At 56.3% G+C, this 24,917-nt stretch carries 22 protein-coding genes; 7 read left to right on the forward strand and 15 right to left on the reverse strand.

Annotated features, from left to right (window positions below):
- Positions 1–2 precede the first annotated feature (2 nt).
- From FIL88_RS06690 to FIL88_RS06710, 5 genes are read right to left on the reverse strand one after another with little or no spacing between them, the layout of a single operon-like run.
- On the reverse strand, positions 3–557 hold the full coding sequence (locus tag FIL88_RS06690) for a DUF3833 domain-containing protein (protein ID WP_142852992.1): 555 nt from the start codon (positions 555–557) through the stop codon (positions 3–5).
- Complete coding sequence (locus tag FIL88_RS06695; protein WP_142852993.1) at positions 554–1,780, reverse strand: MFS transporter; 1,227 nt, start codon at positions 1,778–1,780, stop codon at positions 554–556. The genes FIL88_RS06690 and FIL88_RS06695 overlap by 4 nt, the downstream gene beginning before the upstream one ends.
- A complete protein-coding gene (locus FIL88_RS06700) occupies positions 1,780–2,319 on the reverse strand; it encodes a hypothetical protein (RefSeq protein ID WP_246066631.1) in 540 nt (179 codons plus the stop codon). The genes FIL88_RS06695 and FIL88_RS06700 overlap by 1 nt, the downstream gene beginning before the upstream one ends.
- Positions 2,312–3,469 (reverse strand): SAM-dependent methyltransferase, encoded by a 1,158-nt coding sequence (locus FIL88_RS06705; protein WP_142852994.1) that lies wholly within the window; start codon positions 3,467–3,469, stop codon positions 2,312–2,314. Before FIL88_RS06705 ends, FIL88_RS06700 begins: the two co-directional genes overlap by 8 nt.
- On the reverse strand, positions 3,408–4,751 hold the full coding sequence (locus tag FIL88_RS06710; protein WP_142852995.1) for an NAD(P)/FAD-dependent oxidoreductase: 1,344 nt from the start codon (positions 4,749–4,751) through the stop codon (positions 3,408–3,410). Before FIL88_RS06710 ends, FIL88_RS06705 begins: the two co-directional genes overlap by 62 nt.
- A gap of 160 nt (positions 4,752–4,911) precedes the next feature.
- Between FIL88_RS06710 and FIL88_RS06715 the strand changes: the two genes are divergently transcribed.
- A complete protein-coding gene (locus FIL88_RS06715) occupies positions 4,912–5,682 on the forward strand; it encodes a DUF1365 domain-containing protein (RefSeq protein WP_142852996.1) in 771 nt (256 codons plus the stop codon).
- Entirely contained in the window at positions 5,679–6,404 is a 726-nt protein-coding gene (locus tag FIL88_RS06720; RefSeq protein WP_142852997.1) for an SDR family NAD(P)-dependent oxidoreductase, read from the forward strand. Before FIL88_RS06715 ends, FIL88_RS06720 begins: the two co-directional genes overlap by 4 nt.
- An 85-nt stretch (positions 6,405–6,489) precedes the next feature.
- Here the strand turns inward: FIL88_RS06720 and FIL88_RS06725 are convergent, their stop codons facing one another.
- From FIL88_RS06725 to FIL88_RS06745, 5 genes are all read right to left on the reverse strand, one after another.
- Entirely contained in the window at positions 6,490–7,005 is a 516-nt protein-coding gene (locus tag FIL88_RS06725; RefSeq protein ID WP_142852998.1) for a fasciclin domain-containing protein, read from the reverse strand.
- Positions 7,006–7,172: 167 nt separating this feature from the next.
- Positions 7,173–7,808: a ChrR family anti-sigma-E factor gene (locus tag FIL88_RS06730; protein ID WP_142852999.1), complete on the reverse strand. Its 636-nt coding sequence runs from the start codon at positions 7,806–7,808 to the stop codon at positions 7,173–7,175.
- The gene (locus tag FIL88_RS06735) at positions 7,805–8,323 is read right to left on the reverse strand and encodes a sigma-70 family RNA polymerase sigma factor (RefSeq protein ID WP_246066667.1); all 519 of its coding nucleotides are present in this window, start codon (positions 8,321–8,323) and stop codon (positions 7,805–7,807) included. The genes FIL88_RS06730 and FIL88_RS06735 overlap by 4 nt, the downstream gene beginning before the upstream one ends.
- 187 nt (positions 8,324–8,510) lie before the next feature.
- Complete coding sequence (mfd, locus tag FIL88_RS06740; RefSeq protein ID WP_142853001.1) at positions 8,511–11,966, reverse strand: transcription-repair coupling factor; 3,456 nt, start codon at positions 11,964–11,966, stop codon at positions 8,511–8,513.
- 47 nt (positions 11,967–12,013) lie between these two features.
- Positions 12,014–12,502 carry a component of SufBCD complex gene (locus FIL88_RS06745; protein ID WP_322788891.1) on the reverse strand — a complete coding sequence of 163 codons (489 nt, stop codon included), beginning with the start codon at positions 12,500–12,502 and terminating at the stop codon, positions 12,014–12,016.
- Positions 12,503–12,766: 264 nt separating this feature from the next.
- Between FIL88_RS06745 and hemB the strand changes: the two genes are divergently transcribed.
- Together hemB and FIL88_RS06755 are read left to right on the forward strand one after the other, a co-directional pair.
- The gene (gene hemB, locus FIL88_RS06750) at positions 12,767–13,738 is read left to right on the forward strand and encodes a porphobilinogen synthase (protein ID WP_246066668.1); all 972 of its coding nucleotides are present in this window, start codon (positions 12,767–12,769) and stop codon (positions 13,736–13,738) included.
- A 168-nt stretch (positions 13,739–13,906) separates the two neighbouring features.
- The gene (locus tag FIL88_RS06755) at positions 13,907–14,473 is read left to right on the forward strand and encodes a lipid-binding SYLF domain-containing protein (protein WP_142853003.1); all 567 of its coding nucleotides are present in this window, start codon (positions 13,907–13,909) and stop codon (positions 14,471–14,473) included.
- A 54-nt stretch (positions 14,474–14,527) separates the two neighbouring features.
- On the opposite strand, the gene FIL88_RS06760 is transcribed toward FIL88_RS06755, so the two are convergent.
- Positions 14,528–15,400, reverse strand: a complete 873-nt coding sequence (locus FIL88_RS06760; protein WP_142853004.1) for an NAD(P)-dependent oxidoreductase — start codon at positions 15,398–15,400, stop codon at positions 14,528–14,530.
- A 105-nt stretch (positions 15,401–15,505) separates the two neighbouring features.
- Between FIL88_RS06760 and FIL88_RS06765 the strand changes: the two genes are divergently transcribed.
- The 3 genes from FIL88_RS06765 to FIL88_RS06775 all read left to right on the forward strand — a co-directional run bounded on the left by FIL88_RS06765 (position 15,506) and on the right by FIL88_RS06775 (position 20,176).
- Positions 15,506–17,971, forward strand: coding sequence for a penicillin acylase family protein (locus FIL88_RS06765; RefSeq protein WP_142853005.1), 2,466 nt, complete (start codon positions 15,506–15,508; stop codon positions 17,969–17,971).
- Between the two features lie 52 nt (positions 17,972–18,023).
- Positions 18,024–19,211: a Hint domain-containing protein gene (locus FIL88_RS06770; RefSeq protein WP_221931127.1), complete on the forward strand. Its 1,188-nt coding sequence runs from the start codon at positions 18,024–18,026 to the stop codon at positions 19,209–19,211.
- Positions 19,212–19,372: 161 nt separating this feature from the next.
- The gene (locus FIL88_RS06775; RefSeq protein WP_142853007.1) at positions 19,373–20,176 is read left to right on the forward strand and encodes a mechanosensitive ion channel family protein; all 804 of its coding nucleotides are present in this window, start codon (positions 19,373–19,375) and stop codon (positions 20,174–20,176) included.
- Positions 20,177–20,265: 89 nt separating this feature from the next.
- On the opposite strand, the gene hflX is transcribed toward FIL88_RS06775, so the two are convergent.
- The 4 genes from hflX to trkA form a co-directional block, all read right to left on the reverse strand.
- Positions 20,266–21,564, reverse strand: a complete 1,299-nt coding sequence (gene hflX, locus FIL88_RS06780; protein WP_142853008.1) for a GTPase HflX — start codon at positions 21,562–21,564, stop codon at positions 20,266–20,268.
- 8 nt (positions 21,565–21,572) lie between these two features.
- A complete protein-coding gene (hfq, locus tag FIL88_RS06785) occupies positions 21,573–21,809 on the reverse strand; it encodes an RNA chaperone Hfq (protein WP_133488330.1) in 237 nt (78 codons plus the stop codon).
- Positions 21,810–21,975: 166 nt separating this feature from the next.
- Positions 21,976–23,514: a TrkH family potassium uptake protein gene (locus FIL88_RS06790; protein WP_142853009.1), complete on the reverse strand. Its 1,539-nt coding sequence runs from the start codon at positions 23,512–23,514 to the stop codon at positions 21,976–21,978.
- A gap of 8 nt (positions 23,515–23,522) precedes the next feature.
- The gene (gene trkA / locus FIL88_RS06795) at positions 23,523–24,899 is read right to left on the reverse strand and encodes a Trk system potassium transporter TrkA (RefSeq protein ID WP_142853010.1); all 1,377 of its coding nucleotides are present in this window, start codon (positions 24,897–24,899) and stop codon (positions 23,523–23,525) included.
- Positions 24,900–24,917 lie beyond the last annotated feature (18 nt).

Consider the following 24,917-nt stretch of genomic DNA (forward strand, 5'->3'; position numbering starts at 1 on the left):
GGTCAATTCACCTCTTGTGGGCGCATTGTCGCGACAAGTTCGGCAGCTTTTAGACCGAATTTACGCAGTTCGGATCGGTTCAGGATTACGCCGCTTTCGGTCAGGTAAAGCCAATCGGTTACGTCCAGCTGATGCCCCCCTGCCTCGTCGGGTAGGACGATCCGGTAATGCATCTGAATGGTGGATCCTGAAACGGTTCCCGTCGCTTGCCCCACGATGTCATCCGCTGTTGCGATGAAGGTCGTATCGCTGGTCTGGGTCAAAAACCACTTACGGCTTTGTTGGCGACCGTTTGAGTATGTGAACTCTTCGCTTAACGTGCCGGTATCGCCCGTCCACTGCCCCTCCATCCGGGCAACAAAGCTGTTGGTAACGCGCCCGTTTGGGCCATAAATCAGCCCTTCGGACAGGATTGTACCGGACAGGTGCTCTTTCAACGAAATTTTCGGGCCCGTATCGGCATAATCGATTGGCGACTGGGCGCGGAAGCTAAGGAAGTAGCTTTTATAGATTAGCGCCACGATGATCAGGATCAGAACGGTGCTTAGCAGTTTCATACGGAATGTTCCTTTGACGGAAGGGTCAGGACAAGGCCGAAGGCCAGAAGTTTCAACAGACAGGGAAGGATCGCATAGGCCAGCGTCAGGGTGGACAACGCACTGGTCGAGTTTTCCGCTCCGGGCACAAAGCCCCGCATTTCCAGCAGCGGCAACACAAGAAACGCAGCCAACGCCAGCCCGAATTTTCCGGCAAAGGACCAGATGCCGAATGCGAGCGAGGCTTGCAGCCCGGCCTGTGTCAGTGCCACCGAAAAAAGCGCAGGCAAGACCACCATATCCGCCCCTAATGCCGCGCCGGACGCAATGCAGATCAGTGCAAACCCCACCGCGTTGCCGGGTGACAGCAGCGCGGCACCTATGAAGCCCAGAATGGCCAGAGGCATGGCGACCATCAGCACCTGTTTGCCACCGAACGTGCGGGCAAGACGCGTCCATACAGGCACGCTAAGCCCTGCGCTGAGAAAAAATAGCACCAGCAATGGGCCAGCAAGCCCGCTCAACATCATTCGATCCTCGACGAAAAACAGAAAAAGCGTCGAGGTGATGGCGACCGGTAAGCTGTTCACCAATGCCAGCAGCAGCAGCCTAACCGCGCCGGACTGCCCAAGGGCGGGCAGCGAAGGGCGCTGCGCAGGAACCACCGGGCGCGTCCAGATGGGCCAGCTCAGCACAGCAGCCACCACCGCCAACACCCCAAGCGCCAGCCCATATGCCGCGTATCCCTGCCCGCCAGCCCCCAAGCCCACCAGTATCGCTGGTGCCATGGCGGCCAAGATGACACCTGCCAGCATCCCACCTTCCCGGAAGGCTGCAAGGCGCAGCAACTCGGACGGCGTCGGTGCTGCGGCCAATGTCGCGCTACGCCCATATAGAAGAATGGACCCAAGGCTATAGGCCGAGAACAACAAGACAAGAATGCCAACCAAAACCGGCAAGCCCCCTGCCCCAGCGGACAGGTTGAACAGAACGGGGAACCCAACGGCCAACCCACCTGCGGCCATCAACGCAAAGCCAAGCTGCGCACGCGGCCAGCGATCAATGACCCAGCCAAGAAGCGGATCCTGCGCGAAATCCACGACGCGGATCACCAAAAGAAGCGTGCCGATTGTGCCCAATCCGATCCCCAAGTCGACCGAGGCAAAACGCGGCAGATGGATGTAAAGTGGTATCCCCGCCGCTGCCAGCATCATGGCGTAAAGACTGACGCGTGGGTACAGCATCACCCGGCCTTCAATGCGCGGGTGAAGGATTTCGAGCGGGTTTTTTCACCCAGAAAGATCTCCATAAACCGGCGCGAGATATTGGGATGATCCAATGTGCAGGTTGCTTGGCCATTCAGCCAGAACCCAATCGTGTTTTTGGCTTTGGCTACAGCGGTGAAACGATCCCCCTTGCGGACGTCTTTGAAGCATCGGGTCAACCCATCGCGCACATCAATCGCACCGCCGGTGCGCTTCAGCTCTCGCATCGTGCTTTCCACCAGATCGAACTGGGTCAGGTTGCGGCGATATCGCAATTCAAGCGCGAAGGGCTTTGCCCAATCCAGCGCAGCCCCACCCGGTGTAAACAGACGCGCATCGTACAGCGGAAATCCGAGATAGCGAAACGTGGCTTCGCCGCGCAACGATGACCCCGGAAGTTGCGGCGCGGATTGCGCACAGGCAGCAATCGGCGCTGTGACCAACAAAAGCACAAGCGCAATCTTCCGCATGGCCAGCGGCATCAATGCGCCCTTGCCTATGGGATGCAGGTTACGCATGAGCCAGCTCCACCTGCACGACATTAGTGTGGCCGACCGCGAACGACGCTGCACAGATCTCTAGATAATATTGCCAGTTGCGAAAGAAGTTCTCGCCGTATCCCATGCTCAGGATACGTTTTTGCTGTGCGGCTAGCCGTTCGGCCCAAATTCGACAGGTTCGGGCATAATCCAAACCAAAAGCAAAGTTGTCACGTACCCGAAGCCCCGCGCGCTTTGCCTGATCAGCGATCACCTGATCAGACAGCAGCATCCCGCCGGGAAACACATATTGCCGAATATAATCCGACGACGTTTGATAGGTCGGGAAAAAGCTATCGCGCACGGTAATGGCTTGCACCAGCGCCCGTCCACCGTCCGCCAGCGCAGTTTTCAGCATTTGAAAATAACTGGGCCAATATCGTTCGCCCACGGCCTCGATCATCTCGATCGAGACGATATTGTCGTATTTCCCTTGAATATCGCGATAGTCGCGCAACTGAATATCGGCCCGCCCGTCCAGGCGGCATTCAGCATAGCTGTGCTGGTTGCGCGAAATGGTAACGCCAGTCACATCCCGACCTTCGGACACGGCGTGCTCGGCGAAACCGCCCCAACCACAGCCGACCTCAAGAACCCGCGATCCATTTCCCAACCGTGACAGAGCGCGGGCATTCTTGCGGGACTGCGCGCGGGTTAGATCATCATCTGAGCTGTTGAACAGGCCCGAGGAATAGGTCATCCCCTCGTCCAGCCACAACGCATAGAACTCGTTCCCGACATCATAATGCGACCGGATGTTCTTGCGCGATCCCCGCCGCGAATTCGCACGCAAAATAGTATCGACCATACGAAACTTGGCTTTGTTCAAAGGGCTTGCGTGATCATAGCTGCCCAAATGCTCGCGGTTCCTCATGGCCATGGCCATCAAACCCTCGACAGATGGCGTATCCCAAAGACCCTGAACATAGGCTTCGCCCAGCCCGACCTGTCCATGCGCCGCCATCGCCGAGATCGCAGACCAGTCGCGGATCACCATTTCAGCCTCATCCCCCTTATCGCCAAAGCGATAGGTCTCGCCTTCGGGGGTGCGCAGGGTTAGGCGGCCGTCATGCAGGCGCGTGCATGTTGACAGGAACTCGCGTTTCAAGGCTTTGGTCGTAAGGCGCATGATCGGTCCTTTCTATATGTAGTGTGTCAGTCAACGCGCGCACTATGCGGATCGCGCTGGCAATGCCATCTTCGTGAAAGCCGTGGCGGTTATAGGCGCCGGCAAACCATGTGCGGTTTTGGCCCTGCATCTTGCGAATGGCCAGCTGCGCACGAAGGGCTGCTTTGTCGAAGATCGGATGATCAAATTCGACCTCGTCATAGATCGCGTCCGAGGTGATCGGGGTCGACGGGTTCAAGGTGACGAACATGGGGTCGTCATCTGGAATATTCTGCAACCGGTTCATCCAATAGGTAACGCCAATATCCCCTTTTTGCGAACGATAGGACCAACTGGACCAAGCTTTACGTCGCTTGGGCATCTGGCTGGTATCGCAATGCAACACGGCTTTGTTTGGTTGATACCGGATCGCACCAAGGGCCCGTTCTTCATCCATAGTTGCACCGGTCCCAAGGATCTTCAGCGCTTGGTCTGAATGACAGGCAAAAATCACTTGATCATAGGTCTCGGCCCCCTGCCCTTGAATTGCGACCGTCACGCCATCCTTCGATCGCGTGACGTTGTCGACCGGAGATCCCATGCGGATGTCACACCCGCGTGCACGTAAGGCGGTTTCGATCCGACGGACATATTCGATGCTACCGCCTTTGACGGTCCACCATTGATGCTCGCCCATGCCGGCCAACAGCGCATGGTTGCGGAAGAACTGAACCAGAGATTTTGCCGGGAACTGGTCGATACTGTCCACCGGGGTCGACCAGATCGCACCGCACATAGGCATCAGATACTTGTTGCGAAACCAATCGCTTAACCGAAGTTCATGTACCAGTTCACTGATGGTCATGTCGTCCGATGTGGCGGTGCTTTCTGCATTTCTGCCAAACTTCAGAATATCCGCGATCATCTTGTAATAGCGCGGCCGCAGCAGATTACGGCGCTGCGCTGTGATGGCGCTGATCGTGTTCAGGCCGTATTCCAACGCGCCATCATCGATACTGGCACCAAAGCTCATCTCACTTTTGGTCACCGGCACATCAAGCTCGTTAAACAGGCGCGTAAGATATGGATACGTCACATAGTTAAAGACGATAAATCCCGTATCCACTGGCTGATCCCCACGCTTCCCCGCCAGCACAGTGCGCGCATGCCCCCCCAAACGCGGAGCCGCTTCGATCAAAGTAACGTCATGGTGCGGGGTCAGATAATAGGCAGCAGAAAGGCCTGATATCCCTGCGCCAATAACTGCAATTTTCTGGCGTGTTCCCTGAGCATGGTCAAACATTGAGACCTCATTTTCTTGTGTTTCTTAGGGGGATTACGCAGCCGGATCGTGTTCAGATCACATTGCATGAAAATTTATTCTGAAGACGGTAATGCGTCGCGCGTGCTAAATTCGAGAAAAAGGTGATCCATTCCACCAGCACGCGCGTAATACCCTTAAGATGCTAGACCACATTCAAGCCACAACCCTTCATGCCCGTCTCGGCAATCTGAAAAACGCCTTTCGCTATGGTGTTGATTTCGTGCTGACGGACCTGTCCGGCCCACACCCTGCTGTGTTGTCCATGGATCGGTTCAATCTATGGTCTCTGCGGTCTCGCCACCACGGTGGTGCGCGGGGCGATGGTCACGGTGTGGTGTGGTTTCGTGACCAACTGGCGGCGCGGCAGTTCCCTGTCGAACGCGCCACATTGTATCTGCTCACTCAGCCCAGCTTTCTATGGTTTCACTTCAACCCGGTCAGTTTCTGGATTGCCGTTATCGACGATCAGCCCTGCGCATTCATCGCTGAAGTGAACAGCACTTTTGGACAGCGGCATTGCTATTTCTGTGCACATTCCGATTTCCGCCCGATCCAGCCAGCAGACAAGCTTGAGGCCAAGAAACTTATGCATGTCTCGCCCTTCCAGAAAATCGAAGGGCGCTACCTGTTCAACTTTGAACTTTCAAACACTCGCGTAAATATCCGTATTTCTTACGAGAACAAGGGTCAGGGCGTATTGGCAACCCTTCAGGGGCCTCGCAAACCCGCCACCAATGGATCGCTTCTGTGGGCTGCCACCCGCCGCCCTTTCGGCGCCGCGCGTGTGGTTGCGCTGATCCACTGGCAAGCAGCTATCCTGTATCTGAAACGTGCGCCCTTCTTGAAAAAACAACCCGCCCCCGAGCCTCTGGTCTCGGACGGGCATACCGTGGATGCGTCGGGAAAATGAGAAAATTTGCAGGAAAAACCCTATGGCTGGTCGGTGCCAGCGAAGGTTTAGGGCGCGAGATTGCTCGCAAGCTGGATGCAAAAGGCGCACGTGTCATTCTTTCTGCTCGCAATGCAAAGCGAATTGAAGCGCTGGCAAGCGAACTGACACATGCCACCGCCCTGCCGTTGGATGTCACTGACTTACCTTCCGTGCGCGCAGCCGCAGCCAAGATCCCGCATCTCGATGGCGTTATCTATAACGCGGGCACCTATGATCCGATGCATACGTCAGATTGGGACACAGAGGCCGCATTGCGCATGGTGGATGTGAATTTCAAAGGCGCGCTGCATGTGTTGGGCGAAGTCACGCCCCGTTTTCTGGCGCAGGGATCGGGCGACATCACCCTGATCGGATCTTTGGCTGGATATCGCGGTCTACCGGCCTCGATCGGGTATAGCGCCAGCAAATCCGCGCTTATCAGCTTGGCTGAAACCATGCGCTTTGATCTGCGCGGTTCGGGCGTCGCTGTACGTATCGTCAATCCCGGCTTTATTAAAACGCGCCTGACGCAAAAGAACAGTTTTCAGATGCCAATGCTTATGGAGGCTGATGCCGCGGCGGATAAGGTACTGGCCGCAATGCGCAAACGCCGCTTTCGCACCGATTTCCCGGCCCCTTTTTCGTGGGTCATTCGCCTTGTGCAGCACTTGCCGGATTTTGTTGTCTATCGCGGTCAATAACCCCAAAGACACGAAAAAACGGCGCGGCTATTGATAACCGCGCCGCAGGTGTGGTGCCCGACCTGATCGTCGAACACCGGGGGGCTCAGTGACATGCTGGGCGTTTACCGGGCAACAGAACCTTATCGACAACATGGATCACACCGTTATCTGCCATGATATCGGCAATGATGACGTTCGCGGATTCACCTGTTCCGTCTGCAATCGACACACCACCGGACCCAGCGGTGATGCACAGACGTTCGCTGGCCAAGATCGGTTTGAAATAGTTAGAGCCTGCGGGGATCATACCCGCTGTCAATTTGCGGTCGTCCACATGATACAGCAACACATTGGTCAGCTGCCCTTTGTTTTCTGGCTTCAGAAGCGTTTCAACCGTTCCATCAGGCAGTGCGGCGAAGGCATCGTTGACAGGAGCATAGACGGTGAAAGGCCCCGGTCCCGACAGTGTTTCGGCCAACCCAGCGGCCTGAACGGCGGCAACCAGCGTGGTAAAACGCTCGTCCCCGGCGGCAATTTCGACGATGTTTTTTGCATGAGAAACCCCAGCAGATACAACAAGTGCGGCAGCAGCCAGTGTGGTTTTCAGAACGGTTTTCATTGCGAATTCTCCCTTGTTTGAACTTGGTTCGTATGAGGGATACGCGGACGTTAACCATGCGGTTCACATCCTCACGCTTTCGTGTTTAAGTGTGATCCTTAAAGTCCTGTTTAAAATGAAAAAACCGCCACTCGAGGTGGCGGTTTTTCTGTCATTTTCTGTACCTGTCAAATTCGAAATAGCGGCTGTAAAAGCCTGGGTATTAAGGCATGAAAACGCAAAGGCGCGTCAGTCGCTGCAAGACAGATACAGGGAATATCACCCCCAGCGATCGGCGTATGATCCAACGTTTCATCTGCCACCTCAAGATCACCCACACCAAACGTGCCGGTTTCGTCATGGAAGCTGCCCTGAAGTACCAATGTCAGCTCAAGCCCATTATGACCGTGATCCGGCACCGCTTGCCCGGGAGGGATATACAAAAGCCGCACAGATCCGGAACGATCCGCCTGGATAATATCCTGACGCACCCCCATACCAAGCTTCTTCCACTGTGGCGCACGCCCCTTAAGCGCCTGCACCAGCGGTCCGGGAAAGATGCCATCGGCCTCGAATACGGGATCGGGGATTACAACATCGTCCAGCATCGCCAAAGTCGCCGACTTAAGCCCGTCGGTTAGCGCGGTGCATTGCGTGTCTTCCAGCACAAGCCCACCAACCGCTTGATGTGCCTCGAGGCTTGCACGACAGGTTGCGCACATCGAGATGTGAGCTGCAACGACAATTGCAAACGGGTGCGGCAACGTACCCGCAGCATAAGCCGCAAGCATACTGTCTGGTGTGTGATGGGTGATACCACTCATCGGCTCAAATCCTTCAACTCGTGTCTTAACCGCTCCAACCCCAGTCGGATGCGGGATTTGATTGTCCCCAATGGAAGCCCGGTCTGAGTGCTGATTTCTTGATGTGTCAACTCGCCCAAATAGGCCTTTTCTATGATCGCACGCTGATCGCAATTCAGTGTGCTCAGCGCTTTGCGCAGAAGTCCGGCCTCTTGTTCGACGGCCATGATCTGTCCTGCGTCCGGTTCTAACCCCGGCTCTTCTTTCAGCGCCTCAGGAACCGGGCGATTCTCCTTGCGCATCACATCAATCTGGCGATTGCGCGTGATCTGATAAATCCAGGCGGACACCTGCGCCCGGTGCGGGTCAAACGTCTCGGCCCGGCGCCACACTGTTAACATGACATCCTGCACGACCTCTTCCGCTTGTGCGGCAGACGTTCCGGTGCGCATGACAAACCCTTTCAGGCGCGGCGCAAAATGGTCAAATAAAGCCGCAAACGCTGCTTTATCCCTTTTGTCGCGCACCGCGATCATCCACTGGGTTTCTTGCGACAGCCCCTGTTCTTCTTTCGACACAATATGCCTTTCGGAAAGCGTGAAGCCTTCGTGCCGCCGACTAGTCCGGCGTGAAATATTCAACTCTTGTGTCAACATACCCCTGTTACGGGGCATCACAAAGCATGGATCATTTTTTTCTGTCGGTGTGCCGGAAACCGAGTTCTCAGGGGCTTTTATCGCGCGCTTTGGCTTCTTTGACCTTCACTGCAAGATCCTGCGCGATGGCAAAGGCCCCTTTGATCTTGTCCGAGGTTTTGCGCCAGTCGCGCCGCACCACGATCTTGTTGTCGCGGACTTTTGCCAACCCATTCTGGGCCTGAATGAACTCGACCAACCCAACCGGAGACGCGAATTTGTCGTTATGGAACTGGATGGTTGCGCCCTTAGGACCGCCATCCAGTTTCGCAATGCCTGCGCGTTTACACATGCCCTTGATGCGCACGATCAGCATCAGGGTGTTTACCTCTTTCGGAAGCGGGCCGAAACGGTCGATCAGCTCGGCGGCGAACCCTTCTAGCTCGACCTTCTTGGACAGCGACGACAGGCGGCGATACAGACCCAATCGCACATCAAGGTCTGGCACATAAGTGTCTGGGATCAATACGGGAACACCAAGGTTGATCTGCGGTGCCCAGCTGCTGTCCGCATCCGACAGGCCTTCCAGCTGTCCAGATTTGATCTTCGATATCGCCTCTTCCAGCATCTGCTGGTAAAGCTCGTACCCCACTTCGCGCATCTGGCCGGATTGCTCTTCCCCGACAAGATTGCCCGCCCCGCGAATGTCCAGGTCCTGACTTGCCAGCGTGAACCCTGCCCCAAGCGTATCCAGAGACCCCAGAACGCGCAGACGCTTTTGCGCTGTTGGGGTCAACGGCACGCGGGGTTTGGTCGTCAAATAGGCATAGGCGCGCGTCTTTGATCGCCCGACCCGACCGCGGATCTGGTAAAGCTGTGCCAACCCGAACATATCTGCGCGATGCACGATCATCGTGTTGGCCGTGGGAATATCAATGCCGCTTTCCACGATGGTTGTTGCCAGCAGCACGTCATATTTGCCGTCATAGAAGGCGTTCATGCGGTCATCCAGCTCGCCTGCGGCCATTTGGCCATGCGCGGTGACGAAGCTGACCTCGGGCACCTGATCTTTCAAGAAAGCCTCGATATCCGGGATGTCTTTGACGCGCGGAACCACATAGAAGCTTTGACCGCCGCGATAGTGTTCGCGCAACAACGCCTCGCGGATGGTCACCCCATCAAATTCCGACACATAGGTGCGGATCGACAGGCGGTCGACAGGCGGCGTGCCAATGATCGACAGATCCCGCACCCCGGACAAAGACATCTGCAACGTGCGTGGGATCGGAGTGGCCGACAGCGTCAGCACATGCACATCCGAACGCATTTCCTTAAGGCGCTCTTTATGGCTAACGCCAAAGCGTTGTTCTTCATCAACAATCAGCAGGCCGAGGTTCTCGAACCGCACATCTTTCGCGAGCAATGCATGAGTACCCACGACGATATCCATCGTGCCGCGTGACATGCCATCCCGTGTACGCTTGGTTTCGGCCTGCCCAACAAAACGCGATAGCTGCCCGACATTAATCGGAAAGCCCCGGAACCGTTCCGAGAAGCTTTTGAAATGCTGGCGTGCCAGCAGCGTTGTTGGCGCGATCACCGCGACCTGCTGGCCGGACATGGCCGCGACGAAAGCCGCACGCATTGCAACTTCGGTTTTTCCAAAGCCCACATCACCGCAAATCAGACGATCCATTGGTCGACCCGAGCCCAGATCCTCGATCACGTCTTCAATGGCAGACAATTGATCATCGGTTTCCTGATACGGAAAACGGGCCGAGAACTCCTCCCACGCATGATGCGGGGCTTCCAGCAGCGGCGCTTTGCGCAGCTCGCGTTCAGCAGCCAAACGGATCAGTTTATCCGCGATCTCGCGGATGCGTTCTTTCAGCTTGGCTTTCTTGGCCTGCCATGCCCCGCCACCCAGCTTGTCCAGAAGACCTGTATCGGCCCCAAACTTCGACAGCAGCTCGATGTTTTCAACGGGGACGAACAGGCGATCCCCGCCTGCATACTCCAGTGCCAGACATTCATGCGGAGCACCCATCGCGGTGACAGTTTCCAGCCCGTTATACTTGCCAACGCCGTGATCGACATGAACGATCAGGTCACCCGGCGATAGGCTTTGCGCTTCGGTCAGAAAGTTCTCAGCGCGGCGTTTCCGTTTGGGCGCGCGGATCAGGCGATCCCCCAGAACGTCTTGTTCTGAGATCACGGTCAGGCCCGGCCCCTCGAACCCATGTTCCAGCGCCCAAACCGCCAAATAGATGCCAGAGCTGTCATCCGGCACGTCGCGATAATTTGTGATCACATCACTTGTGATCACGCCTTCATCTGACAACAGACCCTGCAGACGCTCGCGCGCGCCTTCCGAGTATGAGGCGACGATCACCGGGGCATCGCGCTTTGCCTCAATATGATCCGCTAGTGATTTGAAAAGGTTTATATTCTCTTGCTGGCGCTCGGGGGCAAAATTGCGCCCAATGCGCCCACCTCCGTCGATAGCGCCTGCACCTGTGGGTTGGGGCAGCGCGGACAGCTGGACGACACGCCGCCCGTCTAATGCCGTCGCCCATGCAGGATCATCCAGATAAAGCAAATCCGGCGGACAGGGTTTATAAACGCTGTCCATTCGGTTTTTCGCATTCATCGCGATCTTGCGGGTCTCATATTGATCGGTGATCGCGTCCCATCGCGCCAGACGCGCCGGGTCCAGCCCATCATCCAACATGACGGACGCGTCAGGCACATAATCAAAGAGCGTTTCCAGTTCTTCGTGAAAGAACGGAAGCCAATGCTCGATCCCTTGATGTTTCCGCCCGGCCGAGACGGCTTCGTAAAGGGGATCATCTGAACCAGCGGCGCCAAACTCGATCCGATAGTTTTGCCGGAAGCGCGTGATGGCGGTTTCATCCAAAATGACCTCAGAGACCGGAGCCAGCTCGATCCCTTTCAGGCTTTCCGTCGTACGCTGCGTGGCGGGATCAAATCGGCGCACGCCGTCCAGAACGTCGCCAAACAGGTCCAAACGAACCGGGCCGCTTTCACCCGGCGGGAAGATGTCAATGATCCCCCCCCGCACAGCGAAATCACCGGGTTCCATCACCGTCGGCGACTGCGCAAACCCCATACGCACAAGAAACGCACGCAGCGCATCAACATCAAGCAGCTGATCCACCTGCGCAACAAAGCTGGCTTGCGCCAATGTTGACCGGGCAGGCAAGCGCTGCGTGACCGCGTTTAGCGTCGTCAGAAGCACGAACCGACCAGAAATCTGCCCCGTGGCAAGCCCTGCCAGTGTGGCCATACGTGCCGCCGACACATCGGCATTGGGCGACAGACGATCAAAGGGAAGACAATCCCATCCGGGAAAGCTGATACAGACCACATCCGGCGCAAAGAACTGCAACGCAGCCTGCATGGATGCCAGCCGCTTTTCATCCCGCGCCACATGCACCACCGGTCCACCCGCACGGTCCAGCTCTTTCACCAAAAGTGTCGCGTCAAAGCCCTCGGGGGCGCCAGAAAGAACAAGTTTATTCATGCGGCGGATGTATCCGTGCGGTTAAGGCGGTGCAAGGGCTGGTCAGGCTATCGAAGGACGCCGTAGCTAAGAATGTGAAACATCCCCCAAGTCGATGTTACCGCAATCGAGATCATACCGATGATCTGGATTGCCAGACGGTGACGGCCCAGGCGATCCCGGAGTTCTTTCCCCTTAAGATCTGCACTACGGATTCTACCCGCTGTACGCACGGACAGAAACGCAACAAGGATCATCGGAAGAAGAAGAAGAAACACCGCCTGCGCGAATTCCATCCCATACCAGAACCCCAAGATTCCTAAAGACGTAAGCAGAGCAGATGTCGTGGCAATCAACCCGATTCCAGATTGCTCGGACAGAGACAGCAAACGGTTGCAACTCACCCGAGCGATCGCCTCGAGATCCTCTTGTGCCTGCCCTTCATGCCTTGCTGCGCGGTGCACCAAATCGTAAGGAACCCCCAATACCCAGTGGCTTGCAATCGACCAAGCCACGGCAAGCGCTATCCAATACCACAGGTTGGAAAAAGACCGCATATCAATTACTTCAAAAACAGTTGCGTAGAGATCCAAACGGCGGTCCTTCATCATTGCGAAATGTGGCTCACCCTAACGCCGGGGCAAACTGGATGCCAGACGGTATCACAGGAAATCCGGACAAATTGCAGACTTGTGATGATACGCCTCACGTGGCACTTAAGCTCAGATAGATGTTTAGCCCGCATGCCCCAATTGGCAGCTGCACAGGAGAGCCACGTGAGCCGCACCCCTCAGCCCAACACCATCGCCCCCTTCCCCGCAATGCGCCTGCGCCGCACAAAGTCATCCGGCGCGTTGCGTGATCTTGTGCGGGAGAATACGCTGACCGTGGCCGATCTGATCTGGCCGGTTTTCGTGGTTGAAGGCGAGAATGTTGCCCAAGAGATCCCGTCGATGCCCGGAGTCGTGCGGAGATCGGTGGATCTGGTGGTAAAGGCCGCAAAAGAGGCACGCGCACTGGATATCCCTGCGATTTGCATATTTCCATATACTGACCTCGCACTGAAGACCGAACGCTGTGAAGAGGCGTGGAACCCTGACAACCTGTCGAACCGCGCCATTCGTGCGATCAAGGCGGAAGTTCCCGATATTGCTGTGATGACCGACATTGCGCTGGACCCCTACAACGCCAATGGCCATGACGGAATTGTTCGCAACGACGAGATTGTAAATGACGAAACGGTAGCGGCATTGGTCAAAATGGCACTGGCGCAGGCTGAAGCGGGCGCTGATATCCTTGGGCCGTCGGACATGATGGATGGCCGCATCGGCGCGATCCGCACCGCGATCGAGGCCGCTGGGCATCACAACGTGACCATCATGAGCTATACCGCCAAATATGCCAGCGCTTTCTATGGCCCGTTCCGTGATGCAGTTGGGGCGTCTAGCGCCTTGAAAGGTGATAAGAAAACCTATCAAATGGATCCGGCCAACAGCGACGAAGCCATGCGCCTGGTCGAGCGCGATCTGCGCGAGGGCGCTGATATGATCATGGTGAAGCCCGGCATGCCCTATCTGGATATCTGTCGTCGAGTGAAGGACAGTTTTGGCGTGCCAACCTTCGCTTATCAGGTCTCGGGTGAATACGCGATGATGATGGCCGCTGCGCAAAACGGCTGGTTGGACGGCGATAAGGTGATGGCCGAAAGTCTGATGGCATTCAAACGCGCAGGTTGTGACGGAATTCTGACCTATTTCGCCCCGCGTATGGCGCGGATTCTGGCTGGAAACTAACCAATCTCATGCCTCAGGCGAATTTTTGCGGGCGCACATACTTATTGGTGACACCGCCTGCACACTCCGCTATATTTTGTGCTAGGCGGACATAGATCTGCGTTCGAGCAACCCGGTCGCTCCCCGTTTGTGGCATAGCGTCCCAGCATGAGGCACAAAGGCAAAGACATGCAAAACTCAATTCTTTCTCGCCGCGGTTTTCTGGTCGGCGTTGGCGGCGCAAGCGTGGCGCTTGCCGCCTGTGACAACAGCATTGGATCGAGTGGTGGCGCGAAGATCGACGCGCGCGTAAACAGTACCCTAAGCTATCTGTACGACCGTTATCCAGGCACACGGCAATTGGCTGAAAAGTCCAATGGTCAACTGGTCATGCCCTTGGTGACAGAGGCTGGCTTCGGATTTGGCGGCGCTTATGGACGTGGCGCGCTGCGCATCAACGACGTTACTGTCGATTACTACTCGCTGACACAAGCCAGTGCGGGTCTGCAAATCGGCGCTCAGCAATATGCACATGTACTGTTCTTTATGACGAACAATGCTTTGCAGGGTTTCCGCTCAAATGCCGGATGGGTTGCGTCAGCCGATGTGAAATACGCCTTCCAGAACGAAGGCGACCGCTTGACTGCAGATACCATCACCACGACCTCGCCGGTTGTTGCTGTGGTGTTCGGTCAGACGGGTCTTATTGCTGGTGCCGCTATCGAGGGCGCGAAATATTCGCGGATCATCCCCTAAATCAACTTAGGTCGTCAAACTTGCAAAGGGCGGCTTGAAGCCGCCCTTTTTCGTTTAGTCCAAGGCGCGCAACCGCTTGATCAGGCTAGAGGTATCCCAACGCCCGCCGCCCAGCTTTTGCACGTCCTTGTAAAATTGATCGATCAGCGCTGTTGTCGGAAGGCTGACACCGTTTTCATTGGCAGTTTCCAGACAGATACCCAGATCCTTGCGCATCCAGTCCACAGCGAACCCGTGGTCGAAATGGTCGTCTGCCATGGTCTGGTGCCGATTGACCATCTGCCAACTGCCTGCGGCACCGCCCTGGATCACGTCGACCACCTCGCGAATATCCAGACCGGCCTTCTCGGCGAAGTGCAGCCCTTCTGACAAGCCCTGTACAAGCCCTGCGATACAGATCTGGTTGACCATCTTGGTCAGCTGCCCTGCACCGCTGTCTCCAAGGCGCTTCACCGTTCGACCGTAGCATTGCATGATCGTCTCAGCGGACAGATACGCGTCCGGGTCCCCGCCACACATGACAGACAGAACTCCGTTTTCAGCACCAGCCTGACCGCCGGACACCGGTGCATCCACGAACGAGACACCTGCGGCTTTCGCCTGATCATACAGTTCGCGCGTCACAGCAGCCGAAACCGTCGTGTGATCGACAAAGATCGCGCCTTCACGCATGCCAGCCAGCGCGCCATCCGCGCCCAGAACGACAGACCGCAGATCGTCATCGTTGCCGACACAGGCCATCACAAAATCCGCACCTTCTGCGGCTTCGCGTGGGGTGACAGCCCACTTGCCGCCATGCGCGTTCGCCCACGCCTGGGCCTTAGTGGCGGTACGATTATACACCGTGACATCATGCCCTTGCGCCACAAGATGGCCCGCCATGGGATATCCCATCACGCCTAAGCCCAAAAACGCACATTTTGTCATACCAAGACCCTTTCGTTGAATTCCCGTTCAGTTCACAGTAGTTACCGCTCACGTAGGTAAGTTCAACCAGCGTTTCAGGCATATAGACAGAATCTGGGATTGAGTATGGGCAGAATTATTCTGTGGATGATCCGCGGCATCGCCGCCTTGGTGGTGATAGCGGTCCTGCTGTCGGGGATGGTCTATTATCTGGCCTCGCAATCTCTGCCTGACTATGACGTCACACGCGAAACACCCGGCATCACTGCCCCCGTCGAAATTGTGCGCAACAACGCCAATATCCCCCATATTCTGGGCGAGAATGATAGCGATGTATTCTTCGGTCTTGGCTATGCGCATGCGCAGGACCGGCTGTGGCAGATGATCATCATGCGCCGCACCGTCCAAGGCCGCCTGTCCGAGGTCTTCGGGCGTCGTACGTTGAAAACGGACGAGCTGCTGCGACGGCTGGATCTGTACAATTTGGCGCGCGCGTCGCTTGAGTATCAAGATGACGACACCAAGATGGCGCTAGAGGCCTATGCATCAGGTGTGAATGCCTATCTGTCGCGCGTGAATACCGAGGCCCTGGGGCGTGGTGCCCCCGAATTCTTTTTGTTTTCAAACGAGATCTCGCCGTGGCAACCCGCCGACAGTCTAGCCATCCTGAAATTGATGGGCCTGCAATTGGCAGGCCATCTTGAAGACGAGGTTCTGCGCGCGCGCGTGTCCCTGACACTGCCTGAAGATCGTGTACGCGACATCCTGCCAGACATGCCTGGGCATGGTATTGCGGCGCTGCCCGAATACGCATCATTCTTTGATCAAGCGGCCCCGCAATTCGCAAGCCTAGGTGAACAGGATCGTCCCGCCATGTGGCCCAGCCCACGTCGTGGATTCGCAGGCGCGTCGAACGGATGGGCAGCAGCCCCCACACGCTCGGCTGCGGGTGGCACGCTTCTGGCAAACGACCCGCATCTGGGTTTCTCGGCGCCCGCGATCTGGTATCTGGCGCGGCTTGAATTGCAAACCGGAGGCGTCATTGGTGGCACCATCCCGGGAATGCCCCTGATCCTGGCCGGGCGGAGCGACAGCTTCGGATACGGCATCACCTCATCCTATCTGGACGATCAAGATTTGCATCTTGAACAGTTGAACCCGGACAATCCCGACGAAATACGCACGCCTGATGGCTTCACCCCGATCACCACACGCGCCTCGATCGTGCGCATCAAGGATGAGGCCCCGATTACTCTGACGCTGCAATGGACACCAAACGGTCCGATCCTTCCGCCTGAAATGTATGATCTTGGCCTGATCACGCCAGTCGGCCACGCGATGTCGCTGTCCTGGACGTTGTTGACCGAAAAGGACCGCTCGATGAGCGCAGGCATCGGCTTGATGCGTGCGAAAACAGTGATGGAAGGCATCGCAGCGGGTGCCGATTACGTCGCCCCCAGCCAGACCTTGACCATGGTCGACAAAGACTCGATTGCCATGAAGGTGATCGGCGTTATGCCCGGCCGCAATCCGCGCAACCAAACGCAGGGCCGTATCCCAAGCCCGGCCTGGAACGCAGTAAACCTTTGGGGCACACCGCTGAGCTATAGCGCGAACCCCAAATTTGTGCAGCCGACGGGCGGGATTGTCGGCAACACCAACAACAAGATCATCGACCGCCCCTTCCCCGAGCACATGAGCTTCAATTGGGGCGACAGCCAGCGCATCCAACGCTGGCAGCGCCTGATGCAAGCCCGCGAGGTGCACACGCGCGATAGCTTCATCGAAGCACAGCTGGATACCGTCTCGGTGACCGCGCGTACGTTATTGCCGCTGGTGGCTGCAGATCTTTGGTTCACTGGCGAGGCCGCGCCCGCCGGCACGCAAGATCGAAATCGCCAAGATGCGCTAACATTGCTTGCCAACTGGAATGGCGAGATGAACGAGCATATGCCCGAACCCCTGATCTATTCTGCATGGATGCGCGCGCTTCAAAGCCGACTGATCCGCGACGAGTTAGGACCGCTCGCCACGGCTTTCAAACATGTCGACCCAGTCTTTGTCGAGCGTGTGTATCGTGATGTAGATACCGCATCGGTTTGGTGCGACGTCATCCAGTCGGCTGCGCGCGAAACCTGCTCTGACATTGCACTTGTTGCGCTGGACGACGCGCTTTTGTGGTTGTCCGAGAATGCACGCGGCAAACAGGAAAGCTTGCGCTGGGGGGACTATCATCTGGCCGTTCACAAACATGCAACGTTGGGCGAGGTTCCGTTTCTGAAATGGTTCGTGAATATCCGCCAATCAACATCCGGCGGTGACAATACCCTGCTACGCGGTTTGACGTCGGGTGTTGGCAAAAACCCTTTTCAGAACGTACATGGCGCAGCCTATCGCGGGATCTATGATTTCTCGGATCCGGACAGCTCGCTTTTCGTGATCTCGACCGGGCAATCCGGCCACCCCCTGTCACGTCACTACGACGATTTAGGAGAGCTTTGGCGCCGTGGAGAATTCACCCCAATGTCACTGGATCCTGAATTGGCGCGAGCGGCAGCCGTTGGGATAACGCACCTGATTCCAATAAATTAGGGATTTGGGCCGTCAGAAAACACCCGTTTAGATATAGCAATCAAACCTCGGCTTGGTACTCGCCCTATCCCAAGTTGTTTCTGAGGAAGTTTACGCTAGGGCAACGTTGACCGATCATAGTGGAAAGCTATTTTTTCTGCACCTGCAAAGTGAGGTAATTATGGCAACGTTTATCGCTAACGGCTCAGACATTCTTAGTAACCCAAACGTTTCTTCGAACAGCAGCGGGGGACAAGATGGCGCAGGTCAGATGACCGTCCAAGGCGGTCAACAGATCTTTCCTGATGAGTATCTGGTCGAGTTCGAAGTTCAGGATGTCCTTCCCTCGGGCGAGTTTGATGGCCAAACCAAGTTCGTCAAAGTTACAGTATATGCGTCTGTCGCCGATTATAACGCGGGAAATGCGACCTATACGTATAACCCGCAAAACCCCGGACAATGGGCAAACGTTCAGTCATCAGTCGATGGCATCGGTGACAGCTATGTTCGCTTCAACGCGAACGTGCTTGTCTCATCTGATCCCAATGCGCCCTCGCTGAATACCATTTTCGTGGCACCCGGCAGCAACGTTGCGAACACCCCGAATATGGTCTTCGATCACCACACGGATATCGACTATGATAACGACGGGTCCATTGATGCAAATACGACAGAAGACGGAAACGGCTTCTTCAATATCGCGAACTCGCAAGTGGTATGCTTTACCAACGGAACTTTCATTCAGACGCCAGCTGGGGAGCGCCCAATTGAAACCCTGAAAAAAGGGGATTGGGTCACCACAGCAGATAATGGCCCGCAAAGAATCCTCTGGATTGGTGGGCAACCCGTTCATCGAAATCTTCTGAAATTGGTTCCCAAGTTGCGCCCTATCCTCATTCCAGAAGGTGTTCTTGGCGCGACAAGACGAACACTGGTGTCGCGACAGCACGCAATTCTCGACAGTGATCAAAGCCGTTTGGTGAGAGCCATCCGAATGACCAAAAAAACCGGCAGCAGAATGCGCATAGCCAATGGGGTACGAGAGGTCACCTATTTCCATATCCTTTTCGAAAACCATGAAGTCATTTTTGCCAATGGCGTCGCTTCGGAAAGCTATTTCCCCGGAAATCAAGCGCTTCGTATGCTCACTCCGCGCCTGCGCCGTCAAGTATACGAGATATTCCCGCGCCTTTCGCAGACCCTGAACGGCAGGCAAGATGTACATGACGTCTATGGGGCACATGCACGGCCCATGCTGTAAACGCCGCTAACGCAGCGCCTTTGTTGCAAGAACAACTCGAACGCAGATCGATCCCAGCCCAACCCGTATGGGTAATTGCGGCGTTCTTTTCCCCTTATTCTTGTCCTACCCCCTTCGTTACATCAGCCCAACTGATCAACAAACGCGAATGGGGGGATGTCATGGATAACGTCTCGCAAGGAATGAGTTGGCTACAGGCCAACACACTGAACGTCGTATATGTCGTCGCCATCGCAATTGCGGCGTATTGGCTGGCAAGTTTGGTGAAGCGGCTGATTATCAGCTTTGGCCGCAGCCATGAAGCGCTGGACGAGACTCTGTTCCATTTTCTGGGGTCGATCGCCCGGTATGCGGTTTTGGCCTTCGCGGGCCTTATGGTTCTGGATCGCTTTGGCATCCAGACCACATCGCTTGTCGCCATTCTGGGCGCGGCGGGTCTGGCCGTTGGGCTGGCCCTGCAGGGCACACTTTCAAGCCTTGCGGCAGGAATTATGTTGATCTTGTTTCGCCCGTTTAAAGTTGGTGATTTCGTCGACGCTGCGGGTACGTTCGGCAAGGTGGACGCAATCACGCTGTTCACCACGGACATGATCACATTCGACAATCAGCACATCATTATTCCGAACTCCGAGATCTGGGGTGCCAAGATCATCAACCACTCGCACCACGCGATCCGTGGGGTGGATCTGACGGCATCCGTGGCCTATGGAAGCGACATCAAAAAGGTCAAAGCCTCGATCGCTAAGGTTCTGAAAGCAAACAAACATGTGTTGGCTGATCCCGCCCCTTTCGTCGAGGTCGAGACGCTGAACGCGTCATCCGTAGACCTTTTGGTCCGCCCCTTTACCGAAGGCGAACATTACTTCGACGTAAAATACAGCCTGCCCCAAGCGATCTATGAACAGTTCAAGAAAGACGGGATCGAGATTCCGTTCCAGCAGATCGTCGTCCACAACGCCATCTAGCGTACCCCAACACTTGGGCGATGATGGCCGCCACTCAAGGCCATGAAGACCACCCTTCGGGGTGGTCTTCTCACGTTTGGCTAGAGGATCTAAATCGCCGCGTATTCAGCCGACTGCCGCTCGGTCCAGGTCACGGTGACGCTCCACCCTTCTTCCCCTGGCTCTTCGTCTTCGACGATACCTTTTTCGAAAAGCCAAGCGCGTTTCTTACCCTCGGAGAAGGCCAGTTGCAGAACCTCCGTCCGGCGCGGCTCATCAAGGGCCGCATCGATGGCCGAAACCAAATCATCAAAACCCTCGCCGGTGATGGCCGACAGTGTCAGAATGTGATCCGAGCGTGATGCTTCCTTGCGGCGTGCGTCAGCGTCATCGTCGTCTAACAGATCGAGTTTGTTCCAGATCTCTAACTGCGGCGTTTCTTCATTCACGCCAAGTTCAGCCATAATGGTCGCTACATCCTGCGCTTGCTCATCTGTGCCTTCATGGCTGATGTCGCGCACATGCAGGATCAAATCGGCGGCCAACACCTCTTCCAACGTGGCGCGGAAGGCGGCAACCAACTGCGTTGGAAGATCCGAGATAAATCCCACTGTGTCCGACAGAATAACCTTGCGGCCACCACCCTGCCCCGGTGTTTTGCCCAAAGCGGGCAGTTCGATTTGCCGCATGGTCGGATCGAGCGTCGCGAACAGCATGTCTTTCGCCAGCACCTTCGCCCCGGTCATCCGGTTGAACAGCGTAGATTTTCCAGCATTGGTATAGCCAACAAGCGCAACAATCGGGAACGGTACCTTGGCGCGGGCGGCGCGGTGCAGCTCGCGGGTTTTTACGACCTTTTCCAACTGCTTGCGCAGACGGTTCATGTGATCATCAATGGCGCGGCGGTCAGCCTCGATCTGGGTTTCACCAGGACCACCGACAAAGCCAAGCCCGCCACGCTGACGTTCAAGGTGGGTCCACGCCCGCACCAGACGTGTGCGCTGATAGGACAGCGCGGCCATTTCGACCTGTAACACACCTTCGCGGGTGCGCGCACGGTCCGAGAAAATCTCGAGGATCAAGCCCGTCCGGTCCAGAATCTTGACGTTCCATTCCTTTTCCAGATTGCGCTGCTGAACCGGGCTGACAGGCCCATCAATCAGCACAAGATCCACCTCGGCCAGCTTAAGTCGTTGGCTCAGGTCATCAAGCTTACCTTTGGAAAACAGCTTACCAGGATGCGGGTCGCGCAAACGCACAATTTCTGATCCCGCTACCTCGAGATGCGGAAGCGCCGCGGCCAAAGACACAGCTTCGTCCAACGCGGGACCAGCGGTCCGGCGGTTGAGGTCTGAGGTCAGTTCTGGGTGAAGGACCCAAGCGCGGGTGGCCTTCTCCTCTTGTTCAATGAGGTCAGTCAGCTTTCTTCGCCGTCATAAAGATTGATCGGTTGGCCCGGCATAATGGTCGAAATCGCGTGCTTGTACACAAGCTGCGACTGCCCATCGCGACGCAGAAGGACGCAGAAATTGTCGAACCAGGAAATCACGCCCTGAAGCTTTACGCCGTTGATCAGAAAGATCGTTACCGGAACTTTCGATTTGCGCACATGGTTCAGGAATGCATCTTGCAAGTTTTGCTTATCCGCAGCCATTATTATTGCCTTTTTTGTTTCGTGCTGCCGGAAAACGGCAGGAATTTCACCTGATTGTCACTATGGCTTGCTCTTTTGACGGTTTCCACCCCCAAATTGCCCGCAGATTTGGAAGGTATGGCATGTAAACCACAGACAACTGAAATTTGGTCCAAAACTGCCTTGTTTATCGCCGCCAGATGTCGGGGCTGAGCAACGCAATAATCGCCAACGTTTCTAGACGCCCCAGGATCATCGACCCAGTCAAAATAAGCTTGGCAGGCATGTTCAGATCGACGACCGGCAGAGGTTCGACCGCGACGATTTCAACCAAGGGACCTGTTGTTGTCAGCGTGGCAATGGCAAGGATCATCGCGCTTTCGAAATCCTGTCCAGTCAGGGCCAGCAGCCCCATGATCAGCGCGACCGACATTGCCATCAGCATGAAGAACACCCATGCCATATAGGCGCCACGGCCACGCAGGTGGCGCGCCTCGGTCCCTGCCCCGCCGACCGAGTTTGGATGCACCAGCTTTTGCATCTCACGTAGACCATGCAGGTAAAGCGCATAGACGCGCATCAGTTTCGCCCCACCAGCAGTCGTTGCAACACCCCCACCAAGCATCGCCAACCCCATGAGCAATAAGCCAGGAGTGTCGAGCCCTGACCAATTCTGGCTAGCCTCCCATGCCTGACTTTCAAACCCGGCTGTCGTTAGAAAAGACAAAACGGTAAACAGCGACCCCCACAATGAAGTCAGCCCTGCTGTTAGGTTCAGTTCTTCGTCTACCTCGTAGGCGCCGATCCAATGGCGCAGGAATAAAAAGCTGGTCAATGACACAACGATCACAGCGGCAAGTCGAATTTCGGGATCTCGCCACAGTGATGGCGTCTCGCTGGACTGCATGTCGCTGGCAAATGTTTGACGCGAGATCGCAAAGATAAGGAACGCAGCAATCATCACTTCGCCGCCAAAGCCAGCGACACCGCCGGATAACCCACCAACCGGAGAGATCCCGCTTGTTGCCAGTGTCGACATGGCGTGGCACAGGCCCACAAAAGCGCTTTCGCCCGCGATGACCAGTCCGACCCAAAGCGCCGCCGTCAGGCCGGTATAAATTGGCAACAGCCGTATGCCATAGGTGCGAATACGATCTGAGAAATCAGCCACCCGCGTAATCTGGCTATAGCCCGCCCCATACCGCACATCGAACGCAGATGCGCGCACTCCGAACCGGGTTCTGACCTCGAATCCGCCAAGCGCCATAGGGGCCAGAATAGCAATCGCGCTAACCCAGATGAAAAATCCACCCATCCAGCCGACCAACGCCCGCCACAGGTGCAACGACAGTGGCAGGCGGTCGGGGTCGGGAAACAGTGTCAATCCTGTGGTTGTCAGGGCCGATACCATTTCGACATAGGCGTTCAGAAATGTCGTCGTGCGCAAAGCTTGGTGAAAAGGAACAGCCAGCATCACTGGCAACAGCACGAACAGCCCCAGAAGTGCCATCAAATGGCGCCGATGCCTTGTGGATCTGGGTTGATCCGCCATCGCAATCGCCAGAAAGAAGGTCAGAAACCCAAACAGCAAAGCACCATACAGGAACACCCGCCCCTGATAATACTCGGCCACGGTCCAGGCGAATCCGGCGGGCAGCAGCATTGCCAGCACGCTGATCCCCATCAGGATCACAAGCAGCGGCAATTTGGTGATCTGGGTCAGCATGGCACGCCCTAGAAAAAGTCGATCGAGACCTGCAACAGACGCTCGACCTCGGGCACGTCGTCGGCCATGCAGAACAAGGTCACGACATCGCCTTCATCTATGCGCACAGCCCCGGTCGGTTTGACGACAGTTTCGCCCTTCAACACGGCACCGACCAGCACACCTTCCGGAAAATCCACATCACGAATGGCCTTCCCGGCAATCGGTGACGTGGACAGAACTTGTGCTTCGATCACCTCTGCCTCGGCATCCCCAAGCGAATAGACCTCGCGCACTTTACCGTGCCGGATATGGCGCAGGATCGAGCTGACCGTTTGGGTCCGTGGGTTGATATAGGCGTCAATATTCAACGGCTCCATCAGCCCGACCAGTGACGGATCGTTGACCAGCGCGATAGACATCGAACACCCTTCGGCCTTGGCCCGGACCGAGGACAGAAGGTTCACCTTGTCATCATCCGTCACGGCCAGAATGGCGTCCGCACGGGGCACGCCTGCTTCTTTCATAAGCTCACGGTTCATACCGTCGCCATGAAGCACCACTGTGCGCTCCAGCGTGTCAGCAGCGCGTTCGGCCACGCCGCGATCCAGCTCGATCACCTTGGCGCGAATCCGGTCGGTGCGTGTCTCAAGCTCGCGCGCAACAGCCAAGCCAACATTGCCGCCGCCAAGGATCACGACGCGCTCTTGTCGTTTGGTCGATTTGCCGAACACTTCCAACGTGCGCGTGACGTCCTCGCTGCGGGTGAACACATAGATCTGATCGCCCGCGAACAATTGATCGCCCGGTTCGGGTGCGAAAAGCCCCTTCTCGCGGCGTACGCCGACGACAATCGCGCTGAGGGTCGAGAACAGGTCCGTCAACTGGCGCAGGGGCGTATTCAAAACGGGGCAATCTTCGCCCAGCTGGATGCCCAACAGCTGCATCCGTCCACCCAGAAAGCTCTCGATGTCAAAAGCCGACGGCGCCTGAATGCGTTTCAAGACGGCCTCGGCGACCTCGCGTTCTGGGCTGATGACCACGTCAATCGGCAGGTGATCACGCCGATACAGATCCGCATAGATCGCATCCAGATAGCTTTGCGAACGCAACCGCGCGATCTTGCGTGGGATCGAGAAAACAGAATGCGCCACCTGACAGGTGACCATGTTCACCTCGTCAGAATAGGTCGCAGCGATGATCATATCCGCGTCACGCGCATTGGCACGATCCAGCACATCCGGGTGCGAGGCATGTCCCGCGATCCCCTGAACATCCAACGTGTCGGTCGCCCGCGCCACAAGCTCGGGATTATTATCGACCACGGTCACATCATTCTGTTCATTTGAAAGATGGCGGGCGATTTGCCAGCCCACCTGGCCAGCCCCACAAATGATAACCTTCATCCGGCTCTCCTTGGAACG

Source organism: Aliiroseovarius halocynthiae, assembly GCF_007004645.1.
Taxonomy (GTDB): Bacteria; Pseudomonadota; Alphaproteobacteria; order Rhodobacterales; family Rhodobacteraceae; genus Aliiroseovarius; species Aliiroseovarius halocynthiae.

What these genes read in the sequence shown, in the direction of transcription:
- FIL88_RS06690 (WP_142852992.1), bottom strand. Translation starts at nt 557, where the DNA reads ATGAAACTGCTAAGCACCGTTCTGATCCTGATCATCGTGGCGCTAATC.
- FIL88_RS06695 (WP_142852993.1), bottom strand. Translation starts at nt 1,780, where the DNA reads ATGCTGTACCCACGCGTCAGTCTTTACGCCATGATGCTGGCAGCGGCG.
- FIL88_RS06700 (WP_246066631.1), bottom strand. Translation starts at nt 2,319, where the DNA reads ATGCGTAACCTGCATCCCATAGGCAAGGGCGCATTGATGCCGCTGGCC.
- FIL88_RS06705 (WP_142852994.1), bottom strand. Translation starts at nt 3,469, where the DNA reads ATGCGCCTTACGACCAAAGCCTTGAAACGCGAGTTCCTGTCAACATGC.
- FIL88_RS06710 (WP_142852995.1), bottom strand. Translation starts at nt 4,751, where the DNA reads ATGTTTGACCATGCTCAGGGAACACGCCAGAAAATTGCAGTTATTGGC.
- FIL88_RS06715 (WP_142852996.1), top strand. Translation starts at nt 4,912, where the DNA reads ATGCTAGACCACATTCAAGCCACAACCCTTCATGCCCGTCTCGGCAAT.
- FIL88_RS06720 (WP_142852997.1), top strand. Translation starts at nt 5,679, where the DNA reads ATGAGAAAATTTGCAGGAAAAACCCTATGGCTGGTCGGTGCCAGCGAA.
- FIL88_RS06725 (WP_142852998.1), bottom strand. Translation starts at nt 7,005, where the DNA reads ATGAAAACCGTTCTGAAAACCACACTGGCTGCTGCCGCACTTGTTGTA.
- FIL88_RS06730 (WP_142852999.1), bottom strand. Translation starts at nt 7,808, where the DNA reads ATGAGTGGTATCACCCATCACACACCAGACAGTATGCTTGCGGCTTAT.
- FIL88_RS06735 (WP_246066667.1), bottom strand. Translation starts at nt 8,323, where the DNA reads ATGATCGCGGTGCGCGACAAAAGGGATAAAGCAGCGTTTGCGGCTTTA.
- mfd (WP_142853001.1), bottom strand. Translation starts at nt 11,966, where the DNA reads ATGAATAAACTTGTTCTTTCTGGCGCCCCCGAGGGCTTTGACGCGACA.
- FIL88_RS06745 (WP_322788891.1), bottom strand. Translation starts at nt 12,502, where the DNA reads ATGCGGTCTTTTTCCAACCTGTGGTATTGGATAGCGCTTGCCGTGGCT.
- hemB (WP_246066668.1), top strand. Translation starts at nt 12,767, where the DNA reads ATGCGCCTGCGCCGCACAAAGTCATCCGGCGCGTTGCGTGATCTTGTG.
- FIL88_RS06755 (WP_142853003.1), top strand. Translation starts at nt 13,907, where the DNA reads ATGCAAAACTCAATTCTTTCTCGCCGCGGTTTTCTGGTCGGCGTTGGC.
- FIL88_RS06760 (WP_142853004.1), bottom strand. Translation starts at nt 15,400, where the DNA reads ATGACAAAATGTGCGTTTTTGGGCTTAGGCGTGATGGGATATCCCATG.
- FIL88_RS06765 (WP_142853005.1), top strand. Translation starts at nt 15,506, where the DNA reads ATGGGCAGAATTATTCTGTGGATGATCCGCGGCATCGCCGCCTTGGTG.
- FIL88_RS06775 (WP_142853007.1), top strand. Translation starts at nt 19,373, where the DNA reads ATGGATAACGTCTCGCAAGGAATGAGTTGGCTACAGGCCAACACACTG.
- hfq (WP_133488330.1), bottom strand. Translation starts at nt 21,809, where the DNA reads ATGGCTGCGGATAAGCAAAACTTGCAAGATGCATTCCTGAACCATGTG.
- FIL88_RS06790 (WP_142853009.1), bottom strand. Translation starts at nt 23,514, where the DNA reads ATGCTGACCCAGATCACCAAATTGCCGCTGCTTGTGATCCTGATGGGG.
- trkA (WP_142853010.1), bottom strand. Translation starts at nt 24,899, where the DNA reads ATGAAGGTTATCATTTGTGGGGCTGGCCAGGTGGGCTGGCAAATCGCC.